We start from the raw sequence: 21,696 nt of genomic DNA, 5'->3' as shown, positions 1-21,696 counted from the left end.
CGCTCGCCCCCGGTGCGCCCGCCCGGGTCTCAGCCCTCGGACACGGTGATGGCACCCACCGGGCAGGCCCGCGCCGCCTCCTTCACCATCGCGTCGCCGCCGCCGTCCTCGCGGCCGGGTACCAGCGTGCTGAAGCCGTCGTCGTCCTGGGTGAAGACGTTCGGGGCGGACAGGGCGCACTGACCGGCGCCGATGCAGGTGTCCTTGTCGATGTCGATGTGCATGACGTGAAGCCTCTTACCAGGTCACGGGGAGTTCCAGCATCCCCTGGATCGTGTCGCCGGGCTTGAAGGGGATCTCGTCCGCCGGGGCGGCGAGGCGCAGGGCCGGCAGCCGGTCGAAGAGACTGTGCAGGGCGATCTCCAGCTCGGCGCGGGCCAGGTTCTGGCCCAGGCACTGGTGGATGCCGAAGCCGAACGCCACGTGGTGGCGGGCGGGCCGGTGCCAGTCGAGGGTGTCGGGAGCGGGGTAGACGTCCTCGTCGCGGTTGATGACGGAGGTCGAGAAGACCACGCCGTCGCCCGCCCGGATCGTCGTGCCGCCGGCCTCGATGTCCTCCGTCGCCCTGCGCAGCAGACCGTCGGCGATCGACAGCATGCGCATCAGCTCCTCGACCGCGGAGGGCAGCAGCCGCGGATCGCCGCGCAGCTCGGCGAGCTGCTCCGGGTGCTGCAGGAGGGTGAAGGTGCCCAGGGAGATCATGTTGGCGGTCGTCTCGTGGCCCGCGACCAGCAGGATGGTCGCGAAGGCGATGACGTCCTCGCGGTCCAGCTCCCCCTCGCGCAGCTGCCGGTGGACGAGTTCGTCCAGCACCCCGTCGCCCGGCTCCGCCTCCTTCTGCTTGCGGTCGATCAGGTCCTCGAAGTAGGCGTCCAGCTGGCGCCGCGCCTCCTCGACGTCCGCGGCCCTGGGCCCGCGCAGCAGCCGCCGCGAGCGCCCCTCGAAGAACTCGTGGTCGGCGTAGGGCACGCCGAGCAGCGCGCAGATCACCATCGAGGGCACGGGCAGCGCGAAGGCGCTGACCAGCTCGGCGGGCGGCCCCTGCGCGATCATCGCGTCGAGCAGTCCGTCCACGATCCGCTGGATCTGCGGCCGCAGTTCGACGGCGCGCCGCAGGGTGAAGCTCGGCACCATCATCCGCCGCTGGACGCGGTGCTTGGGATCGTCGACGCCGAGCAGCGCCAGCCTGCGCCGCTTGACCGCGGCGAACCGCTCGGTGGGCGCGGGGAATTCGGGATGGGTGCGGTCGGTCGACAGCCGCTGATCGGCGAGCAGGTCGCGGGCGAGCGCGTGCCCCGTCACCAACCAGGCAGGACGTCCGTCGTAGAGCGTGACCCGGCTCAGCGGGCGGTCGGCACGCAGAGGCTCGTATGCGGTGGGGGGGTGGTAGGGGCAGGACCGGTCCTGGGGGAAGGCCACAGGTTCCGTTTCCGGCATGGAAGACCTCGCAGACGAAGAGTGCGTCGTGCAGATCTTCATTAGATGCCCCAGGCATCTATGGGGCGACGTGAAGTTCGGCCAGATCGGGGGTGGGCGCTTTCTGGCCGGGGATGCTCGCTCAGACATCGCATTCCGGTCATGGCGGCCGGCGGTCGCCTCCCCGCCGGTCCGGGCACGGGCCGCGGCGCTCCCTTGCCCGCCGGCCGGCCGCGGCACGCCTCGCCCCGCCGTCCCCCGTCCCGCCGGCGCCCGCACGCCCCCGTGGGTCCGCGACCGCGCCGCGCCGGGCACGCCGCCACCGCCGACGCTCGCGCTCACCGCGCCCGGTCCGCCGTACGCGGCGGGTCCGGGCACGGCACGGCTGCGCGCCCCGCCCGGCCCGCAGGCGCCACCGCCCGCGCCCCGCGCGAGGCCTCCCCACGCACCGCGGGCCCGCCCCGGCCCGCTCGGCGAGCCGCCCCACGCGCCACAGCCCGGCCTCCCCGCTCACCGCGCCCCCGGCCGGCTGCCTCCGCCGCGTCCGCGGGCCGGCCGGCGACGCTCGCGGAGCGGGGCCGGTCCCGCTCCCGAGTGGCGTGATCACGGCGCCGGCCCTACAGATGGTGGTGGCCCGATCAGGACCACCGGCGCGGATGAATCGCGGCCGCACCGGTGTTGAACGACGATGTCAGTCAGCGAGAACTCGACGATACGACGGGACGGAAGCCATGCCTTTGGAGGGCGAGTACGAACCCAGCCCGGAGCAGTGGGTACGCGACCAGGTGGCGCTGTACGAGAGCTCCGGCGGCACGGAGGGCACGACGCTGATGGACACCGGCCTGCCGGTGATCGTGCTCACCAGCCGCGGCGCCCGGAGCGGCAAGATCCGCAAGACCCCGCTGATGCGCGTCGAGCACGAGGGGCGCTACGCCGTGGTCGCCTCCCAGGGCGGCGCGCCCAAGCATCCCGTCTGGTACCACAACCTCAAGGCGGACCCCCGTGCGGAGCTCCAGGACGGGCCGTCGAAGTGGGACATGACGGCCCGCGAGGTCACCGGTGCGGAGCGGGACGAGTGGTGGGAGCGCGCGGTGGCGGCGTATCCGCCGTATGCCGACTACCAGAAGCAGACCGACCGCCGGATCCCGGTGTTCGTCCTCGAACGGGCCGGGTAGCCGGAGCGGTCCGGGAAAAAATCTTCGTTCGCGTGCGCATGAAGCCGATGGCCCGGGGCACGCGTGCGTCAGGCCCCGCCGCGTTCCCCCGTCGCGGCGGGGCTTTCCCGTGCCTCAGCGGCCGGACGGTCGGTGATGTCCAGGAAGATCTGGTCAGCCTGGGAGACGTGCTCGGCCAGGGACCGCTTGATCCGTACGGCGACCTCCTCGACCCGTTCGCTGTCCAGTCCGGGCACCAGGTCGACACGGGCGGCGACCAGGGCGGTGTCCAGGCCCGTCTTCATCGTGAACAGCGCCTCCACGCTGTCGATCTCGGGCTGGTCGGCCAGCAGGGAGCGGATCCGGTCCGCGGTCTCGGGGTCGGTGGACTCCCCGATCAGCTGGTCGCGTGCCTCCCGGCCCAGGTGGTAGGCGACGAAGATGAGCAGACCGCCGATCGCGAACGACGCCGACGCCTCGTACGCCACCTGCCCGGTGACCATGTGCAGCACCATGCCGACGGCGGCCAGCGTCACGCCGAGCACCGCCGTGCCGTCCTCGGCGACCACCGTACGCAGCGCGGGGTCGCGCAGGCTGCTGCGGCCGCCCTGGCGGCGCGCCTGGTGCACGGCACGCAGCAACGAGGCGCCCTCCGCGAGGAAGGCGACACCGAGCACGATCAGGCCCGCCACATAGCCGCTGAGCTTTTCGTCGGCGCCGTTCTTCAGGGCCTGGGCGCCCTCGAAGACCGAGAAGCAGCCACCCATGACGAAGATCCCGACGGCCGCGAGGAGCGACCAGAAGAACCGCTCCTTGCCGTAGCCGAAGGGATGCCGCTTGTCGGCCGGGCGCCGGCTGCGGCGCAGCGACGCCAGCAGGAAGACTTCGTTGAGGCTGTCCGCCACGGAGTGCGCCGCCTCCGACAGCAGGGCGGGCGAGGCGGCCAGCAGGCCGCCGACGGCCTTGGCCGCGGCGATCAGCAGGTTGGCGGTGAGCGCCACCAGCACGGTGACGCGCGTCCTGCGGTCCGGCTTGGAGTTCGAGGATGTCCCACTCACCTTCGCCGGATGCCCCTGTCCTGCGGGATCACACCGTGCGGGAGGCGCAAATCGGGGAACGCGTAGCTCACGGGGTCATGCGACGCAGGGAGGAATCATGGGAGGCGGGGGCAACAGTTCCTACGGCCACGAGTCGTTCAGGCGGTCCCGGAGCCACTTCACGGACCGGGTCACGGCGGACGGCCGGGACGGGTGGCCGGTGGAGCCGGGCCGTTACCGGCTGGTGGTCAGCCGCGCCTGTCCGTGGGCGAGCCGGGCACTGGTCTCGCGCCGTCTGCTCGGTCTGGAGGACGCCCTGTCCCTCGCCGTCGCCGACCCGGTCCAGGACGACCGCAGCTGGCGCTTCACCCTGGATGCCGGCGGCCGCGACCCGGTCCTCGGCATCCGTTTCCTCAGCGAGGCCTACGACCGGCGGGAGACCGGCTGTCCCGGGGGTGTGAGCGTGCCCGCGCTCGTCGACGTCCCCAGCGGGAAACTGGTCACCAACGACTACCAGCAGCTCACCCTCGACCTCGCCACCGAATGGACCGCCCTGCACCGCGAGGGGGCGCCCGACCTGTACCCCCGAGACCGGCGCGAGGAGATCGACGCGGTGATGGCGGAGGTCTACGAGGACGTCAACAACGGCGTCTACCGGGCCGGTTTCGCCACCGGCCAGAAGGAGTACGAGGACGCCTGCACGCGTGTCTTCCGGCGGCTCGAACTGCTGACGCGACGGCTGGAGGAACAGCGCTACCTCGTGGGCGACACGATCACCGAGGCGGACATCCGGCTGTTCACCACCCTCGTCCGCTTCGACGCGGTCTACCACGGCCACTTCAAGTGCAACCGCTGGAAACTGACGGAGAACCCGATCCTGTGGGCGTACGTCCGCGATCTCTACCAGACGCCCGGCTTCGGTGACACCGTCGACTTCGATCACATCAAACAGCACTACTACCAGGTCCACAGCGGCATCAACCCGACCGGGATCGTCCCTGTCGGACCGGAGCTGTCCGGCTGGCTCGCGCCCCACTTCCGGGAGGAGCTGGGCGGGCGTCCGTTCGGCGACGGGACCGCGCCGGGGCCCGTGCCCGCGGGCGAGGAGATCGGGGCCGTGGGACGGCCCTGACCGATGAAGGAGAAAGACGTGGCGAAGACGAAGAAGAAGATGAAGCTGCCGCTGGCCTACAAGCCACTCGGCTTCGTCCTCGGCTGGACCAGCGGAGCCCTCGCCGGGGTGGTCTTCCGCAAGACGTGGATGGCGCTGCGGCACGAGGAGGACGCGCCCGACGCCCTGGACCAGGACCGCGGCTGGGGCGAGATACTGCTCGCGGCGGCGGTCCAGGGTGCGCTGTTCGCGGTGGTGCGCAGTGCGGTGGACCGCACGGGCGCGAAGGCCATCGAGCGCTCGACCGGCGTGTGGCCGGCCACCGACCAGGGTGGCCGGGACTGACACCGGTGTGAGGTCTCAGCCCTGCTTGGGCGCCCTCGGCGTGGCGCGGCGCAGGGAGAAGGAGTGGCCGGCCGGGTCGGAGTACCCGCGGGTCTCGAACGGCCCGGCCGCGTCCTTCGTCTCCAGCGGGCGCCCGCCGAGTTCCACCACCCTGCGCTCGGCCGCGTCCAAGTCCTGCACGACGAAGTCCAGGTGGACCTGGAGGGAGTTCTCGGGCCGCGGCCAGCTCGGCGGGGTCGCGTTCATGTCGCGGCGGAAGGCCAGCCGGGTGCCGTCGGCGCCCCTGATCTCCACACGGTTGGCGGCCGAGTCCGTCTCCTCGCCCTCCAGCAGCTCCTTGTAGAACAACGCGAGCTTCTCGGGCTCGGCGCAGTCGAGCACCACGAAACCCGCTTCCACCAGTGGCATGTCTCCTCCGTACGGTTCGGGCGCGGGGCGTCGTGCTCCGCCGCTCAGTACCTTGGCGGATATCCCGGTCCGGCCGTTTCAGTCGCCGCCGGCCCTTCCCGGCCGCTGTGTGGAAGGGGAGGCAGTGTACGCGGCTCCTGAGGCGTGAGCAGTAACGGATATCACGGCCAGGTCACGGTGTAGATCATTTACGCTCTGGGCAGCCTCGTAGCGCTTCTCGGGTCAACTTTCGGCCATAGAAGCTGAGTTCGAGTGTCAGGACGGTCACCGCGACCGGCCGTTCGCAGGGCGGGGGGACTCTGCAGCTCCGTCTCCCGGAAGGAAGCGCATGCCTCAGGACGTCAGGTTCGACCTCCCCTTCGACACCCCCGTCAGCGACCATCTCGAGCACGCCCGCGCCCGTCACCTGCGCTGGATCTGGGACATGGGGCTGGTGCGCAGCCAGGCCGGTTTCGAGGAGTACACGTCCTGGGACCTGCCCCAGGCCGCCGCGCGCACGTATCCGCACGCCTCGGCCGACGACATGGTCGTCCTGATGAACTGGTTCTCCCTCGCCTTTCTCTTCGACGACCAGTTCGACGCGAGCCGGCCCGACCGCGCCGACCGGATCGCCGAGGTCGCGCGTGAGCTGATCGTGACGCCGCTGCGGCCGGCGGGCAGCCGGCCGCGGGTGGTCTGTCCCATCACGCTGGCCTGGGCCGAGGTCTGGAATCACCTTTCGGCTGGCATGTCCCTGACCTGGCAGACGCGGTTCGCCGCGTCCTGGGGGCGGTTCCTCGTCGCGCACTGCGAGGAGGTCGACCTGGCCGCCCGGGGCCTCGCGGGCACGCTGGGACTCGAGGAGTACGCGCTGTTCCGCCGCCGTACGGTCGGCATCCACCACAGCATCGACGCCGGTGAGCGCAGCCGCGGCTTCGAGGTGCCGGCGCAGGCGATGGCGCATCCGCTGATGGAACGGATGCGCGATCTGGCCGCCGACACCATAGGGTTCATGAACGACATCCACTCCTTCGAGCGCGAGAAACGGCGTGGCGACGGCCACAACCTGATAGCCGTGCTGCACCGCGAGCGCCGGGACTGCTCGTGGGAGGAGGCGGCGGAGGAGGCGTACCGCATGACGTCGGACTGCCTCGACGAGTACCTGGAGCTGGAGGCCGGCGTCCCGCGCATGTGCGAGGAGCTCCGCCTCGACGAGGACGAGCGCGACCGCGTCCGGATGGGCGTCGAGGCCATCCAGCACTGGATCAACGGCAACTACGAGTGGGCCCTGGTCACCGGCCGCTACTCCGCCGCCAAGGACGGCCCGGTCGCCACGGCCGAACTGGCCGGCCGGGGTTCGGTGGACGACCTGCTGGCCGTGTGACGCGACGCCGCTGCCCGGCCGGGGGGTCGGCCGGGCAGTGAGGGTTCTCGCTCGGGTGGTCCGGGACGGGACCGGCCGGAACGGGTCCGGTGGACGGTACGGGACGGAACCGGCGGTCCGGGACGAGACCGGCCGACGGGACGAGAGGGAACCGGCGGTCCGAGAGCAGACCGGCCAGAGACACGGGACCGGCCGACGGCGCGAGACGGGACCGGCCGTCCGAGACGGGACCGGCCGACGCTTACGGGACCGGCCGACGCTACGCACCGGCCGACCGACCGGAACCAGACCGGTCAGCGGTAGAGGACGGAACCGGCGCTCCGAGACCAGACCGGCCGACGCTACGCACCGGCCGACCGACCGGAACCAGACCGGTCAGCGGTAGAGGACGGAACCGGCGCTCCGAGACCAGACCGGCCGACGCTACGCACCGGCCGACCGCCCGGAACCAGACCGGTCAGCGGTAGAGGACGGAACCGGCGCTCCGAGACCAGACCGGCCGACGCTACGCACCGGCCGACCGCCCGGAACCAGACCGGTCAGCGGTGCAGGACGGACCGGCGCTCCGAGACCAGACCGGTCGGCGCTACGGACCGGCCGGCGGTGCGGCGAGGCGTCGTCGTTCACTCCGATCGGGGTCCGGTCGGTGGGCCCGTCCGCTGACGGCGCCGCCCGGCCGGGGTGCGGCCGGGCGGTGGTGACGGGTCAGACCGGGAACTCGACCGGCAGCGCGTCCAGTCGGGACTCCCACGTGGAGGCCGTGTCCGTGAGTTCTTCCGGTGGCACGGCCAGGCGCAGGCCCGGCAGCCGGTGCAGCAGCACGTCCACCGCGACCTCGATGATGGAGTGGCCGGTGTTCTGGCCGGGGCACTCGTGCGGCCCGGCGCTGAAGGCCAGGTGGGACTGGTTGCCCTGGACGGAGACCCCGGCGTCCGGCCGGATCTCCGGGTCGGCGTTGCCGGCCGCCAGACCCAGTACCAGCAGGTCGCCCTCCTTGATCTGGCAGCCGCCCAGCTCCAGGTCGGCGGTGGCGAAACGACCCGGCAGCACGATCAGCGGTGGCGTGTTCCACATGACCTCCTCCACGACCGCGGAGATGTTCAGCTGGCCGCTGACGAGGCCGGAGAGCCGGGACTCGTCGGTGAGAACCACCTGCAGCACCCGCGCGAGCAGGTTGCTGGTCATGTTGTGGGCGGTGATCAGCACCAGACGGAGATGACTGACGATCTCGTCCATGTCGAGGCCCGCGCGGTGGTCGATGAGCCCGGAGGTGAAGTCCGAGCCCGGCTCCGCGCGCTTGCGGGCGGCGAGTTCGGCGAGGATGGCCATCACCCGCTCGTTGTGTTCGAGGGCTTCCTCGCCACCGTTGAGGACCAGCTTGCAGGACTCCGCCAGGTTGCGGCTCTCCTGCTCGGCCAGCCCGAAGACCCGGCACAGCACCAGCATCGACAGGTACTCCGCGAAGTCGGCCACCAGGTCGGCCCGGCCCTCGTCGGCGAACGCGTCGATCAACTTGTTGGCGTAGTGCGCGACATGGCGCCGGATGCCGCGGCCGGTCATGGCCTGCAGGTTGTCCGTCACCGCCGCCCGCAGCCTGCGGTGCGGCTCGCCGTCCTGCGAGACGGCGTCCGGGCGCCAGCCCAGGACCTGGATCAGCGGCGAGGTCTCGTCGACCCGGCCCTCGTTCCAGTCCCGCCAGATCCGCGAATCCCGGGCGAACTGCAGGGGGTTGTCCAGCACCCGCCGGTTCTCCCGGTAACCGAGCACCAGCCAGGCGGCGACGTCTCCGTCGAGCAGGACCGGTGCCACCGCTCCGTACTCCTTGCGCAGCCTGGCGTAGACACCGTGCGGGTCGGTCGCCGCACCGGGCCCGTACAGCCGGGTGAAGCCCTCGCCGTGGGCGACGGGGCAGCCGCCCGGGGTGTCGGGTCCGTTTAAGGGCTGGGCGTTCATCGGGACTCCAGTGCGACGGCCGATCGGTCCTTCAGGTGGTGGATCAGCGCGACGAGTACGTCACGGCTGGAGGCCCGGTCGCGGGCGTCGCAGGCCACGACCGGGATGTGTTCGGGGATGTCGAGGGCGTCGCGGATCTCCTCGACCGGATAGTCCTTGGAGTCGGGGAAGACGTTCAGCGCGACGACGAACGGCACGTTCTGCCGCTCCATCTCCTCGATCGCCCGGAAACTGGAGGCCAGGCGCCGGGTGTCGACGAGGACCACCGCGCCGAGCGCGCCCTTGAACAGGCCGTTCCACAGGAACCAGAAGCGTTCCTGGCCCGGTGTCCCGAACAGGTACAGCATCAGGGTGTCGTTGAGGCTGATCTTGCCGAAGTCCAGGCTGACGGTGGTCTCCGTCTTGTCCGCGACGCCGATGAGATGGTCGACGTCGGCGCTGGCCTGGGTGAGCGTCTCCTCGGTGGTCAGCGGCTTGATGTCGCTGACCGAGCGGACCATGGTGGTCTTCCCCGTGCCGAAGCCGCCGGCGATCATCACCTTCACCGAGCGGGTTCCCCCGGCGGCCGGGCGGCCGGGATGGTCAAAGCCGTTCAAGTCCACTGAGTACCTCCTCAAGGAGCGCGAGGTCGGGCCCGCGACCGGCGTCGTGCGCCGGGATGGGATCACGGGCTTCGACGCGGCCTGCCTCGAGCAGATCCGCCAGCAGCACCGCGAGAATGTTGAAGGGCAATCCGAGGTGGGCGCCGAGTTCGGCCACCGACAGCGGATCGCGGCAGCGCCGGACTATCTCCTCGTGCTCGTGCTGCATGCCCGGCGCGGGGGCGGTCGCGGAGACGATGAGGGTCGCGACGTCGAGGCTCGACGCCGAACCGCCCGGTCCGCTGCGTCCGCCCGTGAGGACGTAGTACCGCTCGAGACCGGACGGGTCCGTGGGCCGGCGGGGAGCACTCATCCAGAGTGCTCCTCCAGGCGCGGAGTGGTGCCGAGGAGCTCACCCATCCTGCGGGCCAGATCCCTCATCTGGTGTCCGAGCAGCCCCTGGTCGAGGCCTTCCCGGGCGAGGACGCCGAGATAGGTCTCCACACCGGCGCGTACGACGAAGAGGTGGCCGCCGTCGACCTCGATCATGGCCAGCCTGAGCTGCCCCGCGTACTTGGGGAACTGCTCGGCCACCGGCTGGGCCAGGGCCTGCAGTCCCGCCACCACGGCCGCGAACCGGTCCACGTCGTCCGGGTCCTCGGCGCCGAAGGAGGTGATGGCCTTGCCGTCACTGGAGGCCACGAGTGCGAAGAGGATCTCGGGGATGGACTCGACCAGATCGCGGAGCGCCCAGCTCACGTCGGTTCCCTGTTGCGTCATGAGGACTCGTCGCTCTCTTCAGTGCGGTGCTCGGTGGACTCGGGCCCGGCGGGCGCCTCCTCCTCCGTGATGGTCTCCGTGGCGGCTTCGGTGCCGGCCTCCGCGCCGGGCCTACGGCCGGCGGTGGCGAAGGCGGCGAGGCCGGTGAACGAGGCGTCCGGCGGGACGGCGGAGACGGCGGTCTCCCCGGTCGCTCCGGTGGCTCCGGTCGCTCCGGAGCGCTCGGCCGGCTGGTGCCGCGCCGGTTCGTTCCGCCTGCTGCGGCGCCGGGGCAGTCCGCCCGGCGTGGTCTCCACCGATTCGGAGGCTTCGGTCACCGGCTCGGCGGCAGCCGCCGTGACCACCGGCACGGCCGCGGCGGGCTGGGCCGCCGGGGTCGCCGCGGTGGCCGGAGCGGCCGCGGGCAGCGGGCTGAAGTACTTGTGCGGGACCACGATCACCACCGAGGTGCCGAGCCAGGGCGAGTCGGCGAACGTGACACGGATGCCGTAGCGGCGAGCGAGTGCGCCGACGACGCGCAGGCCGATGTTGGCGTCCTCGGAGATGCCACCGATACCCGGCCCGGCGGCGCTGCCGGTGAGGGCCTCCTCGGCCTCACGCTTCTTCTCCTCGCTCAGCCCCTTGCCGGAGTCCTGGATCTCGATGCCGACGCCGTTGGGCACCTCCTTGCCGGAGACGAGCACCGGCTCGCTGGGCGGCGAGTAGCGGGCCGCGTTGTCCAGCAGCTGCGCGAAGATCAGTGTCAGGTGGTCCACCAGGCCGCCGTCGACGCCGAGTTCGGGCAGGTGGCGTACCTCGATGCGGTGGAAGTCCTTGATCCGGCCGATGCCGCCGCGGACCACGCTCAGCAGGCGCTGCGGCTCCTGCCACTGCCGTCCCGGCCGGTCGGAGCCGCCGAGCACGCCGATGCTCGCGGCGAGCGAGTCGGCGGGGCCGAGCTCCTGGTCGAGCTCCATCAGGCCCTGCGCGACGGCCGGCAGCCGGCCGTGCTCGCCCTGCATCTCGTGCAGCCGGCCGCGAAGCTTGCTGGTCAGGACGTGGATGCGGTTGCCGATGCTGATGACGGCCTGTTCGGCGGAGGTCGAGCGGTTGAACTCCTCCTCCACACCGATCAGGGCGGTGCGCAGCACCTTGCGCAGGTCGGCCTGCAGGTCGGCACCGACCTTGGCGCACTGGTCGGGGGCGGGCAGCAGGTCGTCGACGGCGTCACCGGCGCGCAGCCGCTTCAGCGCCTCGGGCAGCTGCTCGTCGGCGAGGCGGGTCACGGCCTCCCGCTGGTGGGTCAGTTGCTGCTGCCAGTCCTCGGCCCGCTGGGCCAGCTGCGCCTCGTGGGACCGGGCCTGCTCCGCGAGCCGCTCCTCGAACGTCCTTCCCTGCTCCGCGAGTTGAGCCTCGTACGACGAGGTGTGCTCGGCGAGGCGGGCCTCGTAGGCGTCGGACTGCTCGGTGAGCTGGGCCTCCAGGGAGCCGCGCTCGGCGGTGAACTTCCGTTCCAGGGTGGCGACATGCTGCTGCCACTGCTGGGCGTGCTCGGCCTGGGTGGAGCGGAAGGAGCCCTCGGCTCGGCCGAGCTGGGTTCGGGTGCGGATCAGCAGCCGTACGCACACGGCGCTCGCGGCGGTGGCCGCGACGCCCGCGACGCCGGCGGTTATTCGCTCGGAGCTCATGAACGTCGCGGCAACCGTCCCGCCTCCTAAGGCCAGTGGCATCAACCACCAGCTGTACCAGGCGACAGGGGCCCGCGCCGCCGGCGGCGGAGTGGCGAGTTCCATCTGCATCCTTACAAGCGACACGTTCGAACAAGGTGGGTGTGCGAGGGGGGAAGCGCACAGGACGCGTGCGCACGGCGAGACGAGGGATCACGGTCGCGTCAACTCGCAGCGCCGAAGGGGAGCTTATCGGGTTTGACGTCGAAAGGATCAACCTCGGGCATGGTGCGGAAGTGAGGGTTCCGTCACTCTCGGCCAACGGCCCGCACATCGACAAATGCCTTTGCTGACCCGAGGGACCTGTCGCCGGATGACAGGAACCGCATCCATGCCTGTCCGCCGCCGAAGGACTCTGACGGAGAAGTGACCGGTTCCGTCGCCCGCGGCACGCCCGCCCGCCCGGACCGCCTGGCTCACGGCCGCGCCGTACCGTTCAGCGTGCGGCCGCCTGGAACGTGCGCCGGTACGCCTGCGGTGTCACACCGATGGCGGCGTGCAGGTGCTGACGCAGCGAGGCGCCGGTCGCGAAGCCGACCTGGCCGGCGATCTGGTCGACGGACAGGTCGCTGGACTCCAGCAGGTGGCGGGCCCGGGCGACACGCTGCTGGACGAGCCAGCGGCCGGGACTGAGGCCGACCTCCTCGTTGAAGCGGCGGGCGAAGGTGCGCAGGCTCATCCGGGCGTGGCCGGCCAGTTCGGCCAGCGAGAGCGGCTGGTCCAGGCGCTCCAGGGCCCAGGCCCGGGTGGCGGCCGTGCTCGCCGCCCCGCTCTGCGGGACCGGCTGCTCGATGTACTGCGCCTGGCCGCCGTCCCGGAAGGGGGGTACGACGCAGCGGCGGGCCACCGAGTTGGCCAGCTCGCTGCCGTGGTCGGTGCGCACGATGTGCAGGCAGACGTCGACGCCGGAGGCCGCACCGGCCGAGGTGAGGATCCGGCCGTCCTGGACGAAGAGGACGTCGGGGTCGACGTCGACGTGCGGATGGAGGCGCCGGAACCAGTCCGTCACCTGCCAGTGGGTGGTGGCCCTGCGGCCCTCCAGCAGGCCCGCCGCCGCGAGGACGAAGGCTGCCGTGCAGATGGACACGATCCGGGCGTCCGGCCGGATCCGGGCCAGCGCGGCGGCGACCTCGGCGGGCAGTTCGGCGGGGATGCACGAGGGCGTCATGGAGGCGACCACCACCGTGTCGGCCGTGTCCAGGATCTCGGGGCCGTGCTCGACCCCGATCGTGAAGTCGGCGCAGCTGCGCACCGGTCGGCCGTCCACGGAGCAGGTCAGCACCTCGTAGCGGTCGTCGGCTGCACCGAAGATCCTGCTGGGGATGCCGAGCTCGAAGGGGTAGACGCCGTCCAGGGCCAGCACGACGACCCGCTCCATCCGCCGTGCGCCTTCCACCTGCCGTTCACCACACATGGCACGATCTTATCGAAGGTTGGCAATCGTGCCATTTCCTTGGCGGGCGCGCCCCGGCAGGCTGGTCCACCATGAGCACTGTGAACACGATGCGAGCCATCAGCCAGGACGTCCTCGGCGGTCCCGAGGTCCTCAGGGAAGTGGAGCTGCCCCGCCCCGAGCCGCGCACCAACGAGGTACTGGTCCGGATCCGCGCCGCCGGCGTCAACCCGACCGACTGGAAGCACCGCGCGACCGGCGGCTTCCTGGGCGAGCCGCCCTTCGTGCTGGGCTGGGACGTCTCGGGCGTGGTCGAGGCGGTCGGCATCGGCGTCGCCCGCTTCCGGCCCGGTGACGAGGTCTACGGCATGCTGTCGTACCCCTTCGGCCACGGTTCGCACGCCGAGTACGTCGCCGCCCCGGCGCGCTGGTTCGCGCACAAGCCGGCCTCGCTCGACCACACCCGTGCCGGCGCCCTGCCGCTGGTCTCGCTGACCGCCTGGCAGGCCCTGGTCGAGTACGCCGATGTGCGGCCGGGACAGCGGGTGCTGGTGCACGCGGCGGCGGGCGGCGTCGGCCATGTGGCCGTACAGATCGCCAAGGCGCGGGGCGCTCACGTGATCGGCACCGCGAGCGCGGGCAAGCACGAGTTCCTGCGCGGGATCGGCGTGGACGAGGCGGTCGACTACCGGGAGACGGACTTCGCCGAGACCGTCAAGGACGTCGACGTGGTCCTGGACACGATCGGCGGCGACACCGGCCTGCGCTCGCTGCGGGTGCTGCGTCCGGGCGGGATCGTCGTCTCGATCATCCCCATGGGCTCCGACGACTTCCCCGAGGAGGCGGGGCGGCTCGGCGTCCGGGCCCTGCGCATGCTGGTCGACGCCTCGCACAGCGACCTGGAGGCGATCACGGAGCTGGTGGAGACCGGGAAGCTGCGCCCCGAGATCGCTGGTACCTTCCCGCTGGCCGAGGCCGCCGAGGCGCACCGGCTCGGCGAGACCGGCCGCACCGCCGGGAAGCTGGTCCTGCGGATGGACTGAGTCGGCGCGCTCAGAACGTGAGCACGGGCTTGATCGCCTTGCCCGCGCTCATGTCCCGCACCGCCCGGCCGATCTCCGCGAACGGATAGGTGCTGATCAGGCGGTGCAGCGGCAGCCGTCCGTCCCTCACCAGGCGCACCAGGGCCGGGACGAGGGTCTGTGTCTCGGCGTCGCCGAGGGTGAGGCCGACGATCCGCTTGCCGCCCAGCAGGCCGTTGACGTCCAGGGCGACCTCGGTGCCGAAGGGCGGGGCGCCGACGACGACCAGTGTGCCGCGCGCGGCGAGCGCGTCGACGCCCTGGCGCAGTACGGCGGGGCTGCCGGTCGTCTCCACGACACCGTCGGCGCCCTGCCCGCCGGTGATCTCCGCGAGCGCCTCACCGAGGTCGGCGCCTGCCGTGCTGACGGTGTGGGTGGCGCCCAGCTCCTCGGCCAGGGACAGCCGTTCTGCCACCCGGTCGACGGCGACGACACGTGTCGCCGGGGTCAGGGCGGCGGCCATCACGGCGGACAGGCCGACCGCGCCGGCGCCGAGGACGACGACGGTGCTGCCCGCGGCCGGCCTCAGCACGTTCCAGAGGGCGCCCACTCCGGTCTGCACCCCGCAGCCGAGCGGGGCGACCGTCTCCAGCGGCACGTCCGCGTCGACCTTGACGAGGCTGCGCTCGTCCACCAGCGCCCGCTCGGCGAAGGAGGACTGGCCGAAGAAGTGGCCGCCGAGCGGGGCGCCGTCCCGGCGCAGGGTGCTGCTGCCGTCGGCGCGGCGGCCGCCGATGAGGTTCAGCGGGAGCCAGGTCGCGCAGTAGGCGGGGTGGCCGGCGCGGCAGTTGCGGCACTCCCCGCAGGAGGTGAAGGAGAGCACGACGTGGTCGCCCGGGGCGACGCCGGACACCGCCGGGCCGACGGCCTCCACCACACCGGCGCCCTCATGGCCGAGCACACCCGGCAGCGGGAAGGGGAGCCCGCCGCCGGCGACGGTGAGGTCGGTGTGGCACAGCCCGGCGGCCACCATGCGGACCACGGCCTCGTGGGGTCCGGGCGCGTCGAGTTCGACGTCGGCGAGGGTGAAGGGCGCCCCGCCGGACTCGACGACCGCGGCGCGGGTGATGGGTGACATGGTACGAACTCCCTTGTTTCTACGGCGGGTTCCGCGTTCTCGGTGCTGTCGGTGCTCTAGGTGCTGGGTGCTCTCGGTGCTTCGGCCGGGCTCAGGCGAGCGAGACGACGACGGACTTGACCCTGGTGTACGCGGCGAGCGCCTCGGGTCCGTACTCGCGGCCGAAGCCGGAGTCCTTGACGCCGCCGAAGGGCACCGCCGGGTCGAGCAGCGCCCAGTCGTTGATCCAGACGATGCCTGCCCGAAGGCGTTCGGCGACGCGGTGGGCGCGGGCGAGGTTCTGGGTCTGGAGGCCCGAAGCCAGGCCGTACGGCGTGGAGTTGGCGAGCTCGACCGCCTCGTCCTCGGTGTCGAAGGGCTGCACGGTCAGGACGGGGCCGAAGATCTCCTCCTGGACGACGCGGGAGTCGTTCGGCAGGCCGGCGACGACCGTGGGCCGGTAGTAGTAGCCGCCGTCGAGGTCGAGCCGTTCGCCGCCGCAGACGATACGGCCGCCCTCCTCGCGGGCGAGGGCGACGTACTCCTCGACCTTCTCCAGGTGCCGCAGGCCAGCCATCGGCCCGACGACGGTCTCGGGCCGCCGCGGGTCACCGACCGGGACGCCGGGCACCGCGTCGGCGAGGATGCCGAGCAGGGTGTCGTGGACCGGGCGGGCGACGAGCAGCCGCGGGCCGCCCATGCAGAACTGGCCGGTGTTGAAGACGAAGGCCTTGATGACCGCGCCGACGGCCTTCTCCAGGTCGGCGTCCTCGAAGACGATGTGGGCGGCGTTGCCGCCCAGTTCCATGGTGACTGGCTTCAGCGCCTCCCCGGCCACGCTCGCCACGTGGCGGCCGGTCGCGGTGGAGCCGGTGAAGGCGACCTTGTCGATGCCGCGGTGGCGCAGCAGCGCCTCGCCGGTCACCGGGCCGCTCCCGGTGACCACGTTGACGACCCCGTCCGGGACGCCCGCCTGCTGCAGCAGCCGGGCCATGCGCAGGGCGCTGAGCGGCGTCTCGTCGGCCGGCTTGTGCACCACGGTGTTGCCGGCGGCGAGCGCGGGCCCGATCTTCGAGCCGGCGAGGATCAACGGGAAGTTGAAGGGGGTGATCGCGGCGACCACGCCGAGCGGTTCGCGCCTGGTGTACGCGAGGGCGTTCATGGGCGTGTCGCGGACGGAGCCGTCGAGGGAGTGGGCGAGGGCGGCGAAGTGCTCGTAGTCCTCGGCCGCGTTGGCCACGTCGACGGCCCGGCACAGCGAGAGGGGCTTGCCGACGTCCAGGCTCTCCAGGCGGGCGAGTTCGTCGGCGTTCTCGCGGATCAGCTCGGCGATCCGGTGCAGGACGCGGCCGCGCTCACGGCCGCTCAGGCCGGACCAGGCACCGCCGTCGAAGGCCGCGCGTGCGGCACGCACGGCCGCGTCCACGTCGGCGGCGCCGGCCTCGGCGACGGTGGTGACGACCACGCCCCGGGACGGATCGACCACCTCGGTACGCGCTCCGTCGGCGGCCTCGCGCCACTGTCCTGCGACGAAGAGCCGCCCTGGTTCGGTCTCGAAGCTGGTCATCGCCGCTCCTCAGCGTCGTAGCAAAGCTTTCAAGTAACAGGATTCCTGTTGGTTCGGACTCTGCTGTGCAGTCTCGATACGGACAGGATTCCTGTCAATGCTCTAGGCTGAAGTCATGCTCGAAGCACAGGCGGCCAAGACGTCCCCGTCCCTGCTCTACATGGTCAAGCAGGTGGAGCTGGTGGTGCGCGCCCATCTGGACGACCTGGTCAGGCCGTCCGGGATCACCGCGCTGCAGTACACCGCGCTCACGGTCCTGGAGCGGCACGACGGCCTCTCCGCGGCGCAGCTCGCCCGCGACTCGTTCGTCACGGCCCAGTCCATCGCCGATCTCGTGCGCTCCCTGGAGAACCGCGGACTGGTGCGCCGGGAGCGCAACCCGCACAACCGCCGCGAGTTGCTGATCCTGCTGACCGACGCCGGGCGGCGGCTCCTGGCGCGCTACGCGGGGCCGGTCCGGCAGCTCGAGGAGCGGATGGTGCGCAATCTCACGGCGCGTCAGACCGAGCAGTTCCGCCAGGCACTTTCCAAGGCCTGGCACGCACTGTCGTAAGGGTTCCGCGCAATTCGCAGACATATGTCAACCGAACATGCTCAAATTCACTCCAACGAGGGTAACTTGCTGGGCGGAAAACAAATTTGCGCTCGCTGGGGGCCCGGGGGCTCGCCCACGCTCGTTACGCTCGCCGCACGATGTCACCCCGGCCCCCGGTGACCCGCAACAGCGCAGCAACGGGCCAGGTTGGAGGCGATGTCGTAGTGCACCAGGAGCCTGCGCCGCTCCCCCGGCATCTGCGTGTCCATCAGGACCGGGGGCATACGGTGCTCGAACTCCGCGGCGAGATCGACATCGCCGCCGCCCTGGAGATCGCCCCCCACCTGGACCGGGTGACGGCGCGGCCGGGTGTCCGTCTGGTGCTGGACCTGACCCGGGTCGACTTCTTCGACTGCTCCGGGCTGCGCCTGGTCTACCGGGCGCGCACCCGCCTCCTCGACCAGGACGGTGAGCTGCGGCTGGTCTGCACCCATCCGCTGACCCTGCGCATCATGCGGGTGACGGGGCTGTCCCGGCTGCTGCCGGCGCACGCGACCCTGGACGCTGCCCTGGGCCAGCCCGAGGCCACGTCCGGATCGCTGTGACCGCCACCGGCCCCCGGCCGGCGGCTACTTGAGGATCTTCGTCACCTGTCCCGCGCCGACCGTACGGCCGCCCTCGCGGATGGCGAACTTCAGGCCCTCCTCCATGGCGATGGGCTGGATCAGCTGCACGTGCATGCTGGTGTTGTCGCCCGGCATGACCATCTCGGTGCCCTTGGGGAGCGTCACCACACCGGTCACGTCCGTGGTGCGGAAGTAGAACTGCGGCCGGTAGTTCTCGAAGAACGGCGTGTGCCGGCCGCCCTCGTCCTTGGACAGGATGTACGCCTGCCCCTCGAACTCCGTGTGCGGCGTGACCGTCCCGGGCTTGATGACGACCTGCCCGCGCTCCACCTCCTCACGCTTGACGCCGCGCAGCAGCAGTCCGACGTTCTCGCCCGCCCGGCCCTCGTCGAGCAGCTTGCGGAACATCTCGATGCCGGTGACGGTCGTCCTCGTCTTCTGCTCGTGGATGCCGATGATCTCGACCTCGTGGTTGACGTGCAGCACACCGCGCTCGATCCGGCCGGTGACGACGGTTCCGCGGCCGGTGATGGTGAAGACGTCCTCGATCGGCATGAGGAACGGCTTGTCCACGTCGCGCTGCGGCTCCGGGACCGCCGAGTCGACGGCGTCCAGCAGGTCGATGATCGACTGGGTCCACTGCGGATCACCGTCGAGCGCCTTGAGTGCGGAGACCCTGACGACCGGCACGTCGTCGCCGGGGAACTCGTACTCCGTGAGCAGCTCGCGCACCTCCAGCTCGACGAGTTCCAGGATCTCCTCGTCGTCGACCATGTCGGTCTTGTTGAGGGCGACGACGATGTACGGCACGCCCACCTGCCGGGCCAGCAGCACATGCTCCTTGGTCTGCGGCATCGGTCCGTCCGTGGCCGCGACGACCAGGATCGCGCCGTCCATCTGCGCCGCGCCCGTGATCATGTTCTTGATGTAGTCCGCGTGTCCGGGACAGTCGACGTGCGCGTAGTGCCGGTGCTCGGTCTGGTACTCGACATGGGCGATCGAGATCGTGATACCGCGCTGGCGCTCCTCGGGCGCCTTGTCGATCTGGTCGAACGGCGTGAACGGGTTGAGGTCGGGGAACCTGTCGTGCAGCACCTTCGTGATGGCCGCCGTGAGCGTCGTCTTGCCGTGGTCGATGTGACCGATGGTGCCGATGTTCACGTGCGGCTTGGTCCGCTCGAACTTCGCCTTCGCCACTGCAAGCCCTCCTGGTCACCTGAGTGAGGCGTCACGGGGAACGCCTCAGCCCTGCTCCTCCCTCATGTCTATTCGTTTCGCGACGCGTCGAACAGGGCACTGACGGACTCGCCGTTGTGGATGCGGCGGACCGCCTCGGCGAGGGCGGGGGCGATGGACAGCACCCGCAGCTTCTCGGTGCGCTCCTCCGCGGGGACCGGCACGGTGTTGGTGCACACGATCTCCAGTATGTCCGGCTGCTCGCCGATCCGCTTGAGCGCACCGGCCGCGAACAGTCCGTGGGTGCACGCGACCCGGATGGAACGGGGCCCCAACTCCCGCAGTCGATCGAGCAGTTCGAGCACGGTGCTGCCCTTGGCGATCTCGTCGTCCAGCACGATGACGTCCCGGTCGGTGACCTCGCCGATCACCGAGCCGATGGCGACCCGGTCGTCGGCGAACCGCTGCTTGGCGCCGGCGGCCACCTGCGCGCCGATCATCCGGGCGAAGGCGGCCGCCTCCTTGGCGTTGCCGAGGTCCGGCGAGACGACGGTCGTACGGGAGAGGTCGTACTGCCGGAAGTGCGCGGCCAGTTCGCGCCGGGCGTGCAGATGGTCGACCGGCACCGAGAAGAAGCCGTGCACCTGCGGCGCGTGCAGGGTCATGGTCAGCACCCGGCCGGCGCCCGCCGCCACCATCAGGTCCGCGACCAGCCGGCCGCCGAGCGAGATGCGGGGCGCGTCCTTCTTGTCGGACCGGGCGTAGGAGTAGTGCGGCATGACCACGGTGATCCGCGCCGCCGAGGCACCGCGGGCCGCGTCGCACATCAGCAGCAGCTCGACGAGGTGCTCCTGGACGGGCCGGACCAGCGGCTGGATCAGGAAGACGTCGCGCTCGCGGCAGTTGGACTGGAGCTGCACCTCCAGGCAGTCGTTGGCGAACCGGCTGAGCCGGGTGGGGCTGAGCGGCACACCGAGGTGGGCGCAGACCTCCGCGGCGAGACCGGGGTGGGCGCTGCCGCTGAAGACGGAGATGTCTCGCACGATCCGCTCCTCGCATGATCATGTCGGGGACCCCATGCTACTGACCGCGGGAAACCCGGTTGCGCTCCGGTGCCGCCGCCCGCACGCCGTCGCGGGGCCGCAGACGTTCCTCACCCCAGAAGACCCCGTGCGCCGGCTCCGGACTCCACCGGCTCCCCCACCGGCCCACCGTTCACATGGACCGGCTTCGGCGTGCGGGCCGCGCCCCGGGACGGAGACTGCCTCGAGTTCTTCGCGCCAGCGCGCCCCGTGTGCCCCCGTCGAGGCCACCGTTCGGCCAACAGCGCGGTCTGACAAGGACTTTGGCGGGCATCCGGAACAGTAGGAAGGAGGGCCGTCGCCATGACGACTCCCATCAGGCGCGTGTCCAGGCGCATGCCCGGCTGGGCGAAGGCGGTGAGCGCCGTCGTACTGGTGCTCGTGGTGTTCTTCGCCGGGATCCGGCTCAGTGTGCTGCCCGGCCTCAAAGACCTGTTCGGCACCCACACGCACGACCGCTCGGGACCCGCACTCCTGCAGTCGATCCAGGACATGAGCCGTTACGACGCCGCCTCCGGCAACTTCCAGGTCGTCGTGGACCTGGAAAAGGACACCAAGTTCCTGCCCGACGCGATCCGCGGCTCCCGCACGCTCTACATCGGGGCGGGCACCGTCGACGCCTATGTCGACCTGGGCAAGGTCGGCAAGGACGACGTGACGGTCAACGGCGACCGTACGTCCGCCACACTCCGGCTGCCGCACGCGGCACTCGGCAAGCCCGCTCTCGATCCCGACCGCTCCTACGCCGTCTCCAAGCAGCGCGGTCTCCTGGACCGCCTCGGCGACCTGTTCTCGGACAACCCCAACAGCGAACAGGCCGTACAGAAGCTCGCGGTGAAGCACATCGGTGAAGCCGCCAAGGACAGCGGCCTCACCCGCCGCGCCGAGACCAACACCACCGACATGCTCCAGGGCCTGCTCCGCTCCCTCGGCTTCAAGGAGGTGCACGTCACGTACGGCGGCTGACCGTCTGCGGCAGCCTCGGGCGGGCCCGGCGGCACGGGGAACACCGGCCGCCGGGAACCGCCGCGGCGATCCCGGCGCCGGGGAGCCCCGCAGCAGCAGGAGACACCGCGGCGACATCCGGCCAGAGCTGTATGGCGGACCGCATTCTCGTCCGCCGAGCGGGTAACCGCGTTGCAACGCTGGGAAGTTGAAGACTGGAGGACCAGATGGCCCGGGCAGCCGCGGGACCACGTTCGGCATCACGTCTGCGCATGACCAAGTCCGACAGGACCGCTGAACCCGGCAGGACCGCGAAACCCGGCAGGTCCGGCAGGGCGGGCAGGGCGGCCGGGGCGGGAAAGGCCGCCGGGACACCCGG

The 21,696-nt window shown here is 71.4% G+C and carries 22 protein-coding genes; 8 read left to right on the top strand and 14 right to left on the bottom strand.

Annotated elements, in window-relative coordinates; translation table 11 throughout:
• Positions 1-29: 29 nt before the first annotated feature.
• Both ACJ9NR_RS34825 and ACJ9NR_RS34820 read right to left on the bottom strand, forming a co-directional pair.
• Complete coding sequence (locus tag ACJ9NR_RS34825; protein WP_412490683.1) at positions 30-224, bottom strand: ferredoxin; 195 nt, start codon at positions 222-224, stop codon at positions 30-32.
• 13 nt (positions 225-237) lie between these two features.
• Positions 238-1,437, bottom strand: coding sequence for a cytochrome P450 (locus ACJ9NR_RS34820; RefSeq protein ID WP_412490684.1), 1,200 nt, complete (start codon positions 1,435-1,437; stop codon positions 238-240).
• A 710-nt stretch (positions 1,438-2,147) separates the two neighbouring features.
• Here ACJ9NR_RS34820 and ACJ9NR_RS34815 point away from each other — a divergent pair.
• Positions 2,148-2,591 (top strand): nitroreductase family deazaflavin-dependent oxidoreductase, encoded by a 444-nt coding sequence (locus tag ACJ9NR_RS34815; RefSeq protein WP_412490685.1) that lies wholly within the window; start codon positions 2,148-2,150, stop codon positions 2,589-2,591.
• Positions 2,592-2,659: 68 nt separating this feature from the next.
• On the opposite strand, the gene ACJ9NR_RS34810 is transcribed toward ACJ9NR_RS34815, so the two are convergent.
• Complete coding sequence (locus tag ACJ9NR_RS34810) at positions 2,660-3,628, bottom strand: cation diffusion facilitator family transporter (RefSeq protein ID WP_412490686.1); 969 nt, start codon at positions 3,626-3,628, stop codon at positions 2,660-2,662.
• Positions 3,629-3,725: 97 nt separating this feature from the next.
• On the opposite strand from ACJ9NR_RS34810, the gene ACJ9NR_RS34805 reads away from it, so the two are divergent.
• Both ACJ9NR_RS34805 and ACJ9NR_RS34800 read left to right on the top strand, forming a co-directional pair.
• Positions 3,726-4,739, top strand: coding sequence for a glutathione S-transferase family protein (locus ACJ9NR_RS34805; protein ID WP_412490687.1), 1,014 nt, complete (start codon positions 3,726-3,728; stop codon positions 4,737-4,739).
• Between the two features lie 39 nt (positions 4,740-4,778).
• Positions 4,779-5,063, top strand: coding sequence for a DUF4235 domain-containing protein (locus ACJ9NR_RS34800; RefSeq protein ID WP_412512775.1), 285 nt, complete (start codon positions 4,779-4,781; stop codon positions 5,061-5,063).
• Positions 5,064-5,078: 15 nt separating this feature from the next.
• On the opposite strand, the gene ACJ9NR_RS34795 is transcribed toward ACJ9NR_RS34800, so the two are convergent.
• Complete coding sequence (locus tag ACJ9NR_RS34795; protein WP_412490689.1) at positions 5,079-5,471, bottom strand: VOC family protein; 393 nt, start codon at positions 5,469-5,471, stop codon at positions 5,079-5,081.
• A gap of 328 nt (positions 5,472-5,799) precedes the next feature.
• Between ACJ9NR_RS34795 and ACJ9NR_RS34790 the strand changes: the two genes are divergently transcribed.
• A complete protein-coding gene (locus ACJ9NR_RS34790) occupies positions 5,800-6,834 on the top strand; it encodes a 7-epi-alpha-eudesmol synthase (protein ID WP_412490690.1) in 1,035 nt (344 codons plus the stop codon).
• 705 nt (positions 6,835-7,539) lie between these two features.
• On the opposite strand, the gene ACJ9NR_RS34785 is transcribed toward ACJ9NR_RS34790, so the two are convergent.
• The 6 genes from ACJ9NR_RS34785 to ACJ9NR_RS34760 all read right to left on the bottom strand — a co-directional run bounded on the left by ACJ9NR_RS34785 (position 7,540) and on the right by ACJ9NR_RS34760 (position 13,268).
• On the bottom strand, positions 7,540-8,787 hold the full coding sequence (locus ACJ9NR_RS34785; protein ID WP_412490691.1) for a cytochrome P450: 1,248 nt from the start codon (positions 8,785-8,787) through the stop codon (positions 7,540-7,542).
• Complete coding sequence (locus ACJ9NR_RS34780) at positions 8,784-9,389, bottom strand: GTP-binding protein (RefSeq protein WP_412490692.1); 606 nt, start codon at positions 9,387-9,389, stop codon at positions 8,784-8,786. Before ACJ9NR_RS34780 ends, ACJ9NR_RS34785 begins: the two co-directional genes overlap by 4 nt.
• Entirely contained in the window at positions 9,370-9,741 is a 372-nt protein-coding gene (locus ACJ9NR_RS34775) for a DUF742 domain-containing protein (RefSeq protein WP_384267462.1), read from the bottom strand. Before ACJ9NR_RS34775 ends, ACJ9NR_RS34780 begins: the two co-directional genes overlap by 20 nt.
• Positions 9,738-10,148, bottom strand: coding sequence for a roadblock/LC7 domain-containing protein (locus tag ACJ9NR_RS34770; RefSeq protein ID WP_356357887.1), 411 nt, complete (start codon positions 10,146-10,148; stop codon positions 9,738-9,740). Before ACJ9NR_RS34770 ends, ACJ9NR_RS34775 begins: the two co-directional genes overlap by 4 nt.
• A complete protein-coding gene (locus tag ACJ9NR_RS34765) occupies positions 10,145-11,920 on the bottom strand; it encodes an ATP-binding protein (RefSeq protein WP_412490693.1) in 1,776 nt (591 codons plus the stop codon). Before ACJ9NR_RS34765 ends, ACJ9NR_RS34770 begins: the two co-directional genes overlap by 4 nt.
• Positions 11,921-12,290: 370 nt before the next feature.
• Positions 12,291-13,268 (bottom strand): GlxA family transcriptional regulator, encoded by a 978-nt coding sequence (locus ACJ9NR_RS34760; RefSeq protein ID WP_412490694.1) that lies wholly within the window; start codon positions 13,266-13,268, stop codon positions 12,291-12,293.
• Positions 13,269-13,339: 71 nt separating this feature from the next.
• On the opposite strand from ACJ9NR_RS34760, the gene ACJ9NR_RS34755 reads away from it, so the two are divergent.
• Entirely contained in the window at positions 13,340-14,290 is a 951-nt protein-coding gene (locus ACJ9NR_RS34755) for an NADP-dependent oxidoreductase (protein ID WP_412490695.1), read from the top strand.
• A 10-nt stretch (positions 14,291-14,300) separates the two neighbouring features.
• Here the strand turns inward: ACJ9NR_RS34755 and ACJ9NR_RS34750 are convergent, their stop codons facing one another.
• Both ACJ9NR_RS34750 and ACJ9NR_RS34745 read right to left on the bottom strand, forming a co-directional pair.
• Positions 14,301-15,407, bottom strand: coding sequence for an NAD(P)-dependent alcohol dehydrogenase (locus ACJ9NR_RS34750; protein ID WP_412490696.1), 1,107 nt, complete (start codon positions 15,405-15,407; stop codon positions 14,301-14,303).
• A 91-nt stretch (positions 15,408-15,498) separates the two neighbouring features.
• Positions 15,499-16,953: an aldehyde dehydrogenase family protein gene (locus ACJ9NR_RS34745; RefSeq protein WP_412490697.1), complete on the bottom strand. Its 1,455-nt coding sequence runs from the start codon at positions 16,951-16,953 to the stop codon at positions 15,499-15,501.
• Between the two features lie 115 nt (positions 16,954-17,068).
• Here ACJ9NR_RS34745 and ACJ9NR_RS34740 point away from each other — a divergent pair, with 115 nt between their 5' ends.
• Both ACJ9NR_RS34740 and ACJ9NR_RS34735 read left to right on the top strand, forming a co-directional pair.
• The gene (locus ACJ9NR_RS34740) at positions 17,069-17,506 is read left to right on the top strand and encodes a MarR family winged helix-turn-helix transcriptional regulator (protein WP_412490698.1); all 438 of its coding nucleotides are present in this window, start codon (positions 17,069-17,071) and stop codon (positions 17,504-17,506) included.
• Between the two features lie 206 nt (positions 17,507-17,712).
• Positions 17,713-18,093: an anti-sigma factor antagonist gene (locus tag ACJ9NR_RS34735; RefSeq protein WP_412490699.1), complete on the top strand. Its 381-nt coding sequence runs from the start codon at positions 17,713-17,715 to the stop codon at positions 18,091-18,093.
• Positions 18,094-18,117: 24 nt separating this feature from the next.
• Here ACJ9NR_RS34735 and tuf read toward each other — a convergent pair whose 3' ends face one another.
• Positions 18,118-19,311 (bottom strand): elongation factor Tu, encoded by a 1,194-nt coding sequence (gene tuf / locus ACJ9NR_RS34730; RefSeq protein WP_412490700.1) that lies wholly within the window; start codon positions 19,309-19,311, stop codon positions 18,118-18,120.
• 68 nt (positions 19,312-19,379) lie between these two features.
• The gene (locus ACJ9NR_RS34725) at positions 19,380-20,333 is read right to left on the bottom strand and encodes a ribose-phosphate diphosphokinase (protein ID WP_412490701.1); all 954 of its coding nucleotides are present in this window, start codon (positions 20,331-20,333) and stop codon (positions 19,380-19,382) included.
• Positions 20,334-20,675: 342 nt separating this feature from the next.
• Here ACJ9NR_RS34725 and ACJ9NR_RS34720 point away from each other — a divergent pair, with 342 nt between their 5' ends.
• Positions 20,676-21,338 carry a DUF4230 domain-containing protein gene (locus tag ACJ9NR_RS34720; RefSeq protein WP_412490702.1) on the top strand — a complete coding sequence of 221 codons (663 nt, stop codon included), beginning with the start codon at positions 20,676-20,678 and terminating at the stop codon, positions 21,336-21,338.
• The last annotated feature ends 358 nt before the right edge of the window (positions 21,339-21,696 follow it).

Origin of the sequence: Streptomyces sediminimaris, assembly GCF_047049295.1 — a bacterium.
Lineage (GTDB): Bacteria > Actinomycetota > Actinomycetes > Streptomycetales > Streptomycetaceae > Streptomyces > Streptomyces sediminimaris.
The sequence above is the reverse complement of the archived record's forward strand: the minus strand, read 5'-3'. Positions and strand labels throughout refer to the sequence as shown.